This is a genomic window from Paenibacillus sp. 01L418, assembly GCF_056400045.1.
This window is the reverse complement of sequence record NZ_JBFTSN010000782.1, coordinates 1-1126: the sequence shown is the minus strand read 5'-3', so window position 1 is coordinate 1126 and position 1126 is coordinate 1. Positions and strand designations below refer to the sequence as shown.

Here is a 1126-nt window from a genome sequence, read left to right as displayed (position 1 = left end):
CATTCCGCCTCTCTGTGTTTCTCAATAATCGAACATAATCTTATTATAATATAATCTGCCTCGCTTCCCGCAAATCAAAGAAATGCACTCCTGTTTTACAGAAGTTTTTGCAGTAGCTAGAATACTATCCATCCCAATTCCATATAAAAAAAGCCGTAGACCAATGGTTTCCCATGCCTACGGCTACTGCTAATGCTACTACAGCACTTCTGAAGAAGYGCTTTACTTGTTTGTCATTTCGATGAACTGATCTACATCAACAGCTGTCAATGCAACCGCCTCGCGCCAGAAGTCCATCTCTTCCACATTTACGCCAAGATGCTCTTTTGCAAGCTGCTCTACGGTCATGCGGCCAGTGTCACGAAGCAATGCAACATACTTGTCTTTGAAATCTGAACCTTCCTTCAGTGCCCTTGCATAAATACCCGCGCTGAATAGATAGCCGAATGTATAAGGGAAGTTGTAGAAAGGAACATCCGTTAAGTAAAAATGTAGCTTCGATGCCCAGAAATGAGGATGCACCTCACCTAGCGTATCGCAATAAGCTTCCCGCTGTGCATCTTCCATTAAGGAATTAAGCTCTTCAACGGATACTAAACCTTCGCTGCGACGCGCATAGAAACGAGTCTCGAATAAAAAGCGCGCATGAATGTTCATAAAAAATGCAACAGACCGCTGAATTTTATCTTCAAGCAATCCAAGCTTCTCCTCGTCCTCCGTTGCTGTTTTAAGTGCTTGATCCGAAACGATCAGCTCTGCAAACGTCGAAGCGGTCTCAGCTACATTCATCGCATATTCTTGCGACAACGCTGGCAGATCGTTCATGACATGCTGATGGTAAGCATGACCCAGCTCATGCGCAAGCGTCGAAATATTCGAAGCCGTACCTGAATACGTCATGAATACACGAGTTTGACCACTCTTTGGAAAAGCGGTGCAGAAGCCGCCTGGACGCTTCCCTGGACGATCCTCAGCCTCAATCCAGCCATCTTTGAAGGCAAGCTCCGAGAATTCCGCCAGATCGGGACTAAACGTCTTGAACTGCTCGATTATAAAAGCTGCCGCTTCGTCATAAGGAATTGTTTTTGTCGCAGCTCCGATTGGCGCTTCTACATCATGCCAGTCC

The 1126-nt window shown here is 45.8% G+C and carries 1 protein-coding gene; it reads right to left on the bottom strand.

The genetic code is table 11. The annotated features are described in order from the left end of the window. Positions 1–222: 222 nt before the first annotated feature. Positions 223–1126: M3 family metallopeptidase (locus AC1DSE_RS35595; RefSeq protein WP_477529162.1), on the bottom strand; the 904-nt coding region annotated here is incomplete at its 5' end.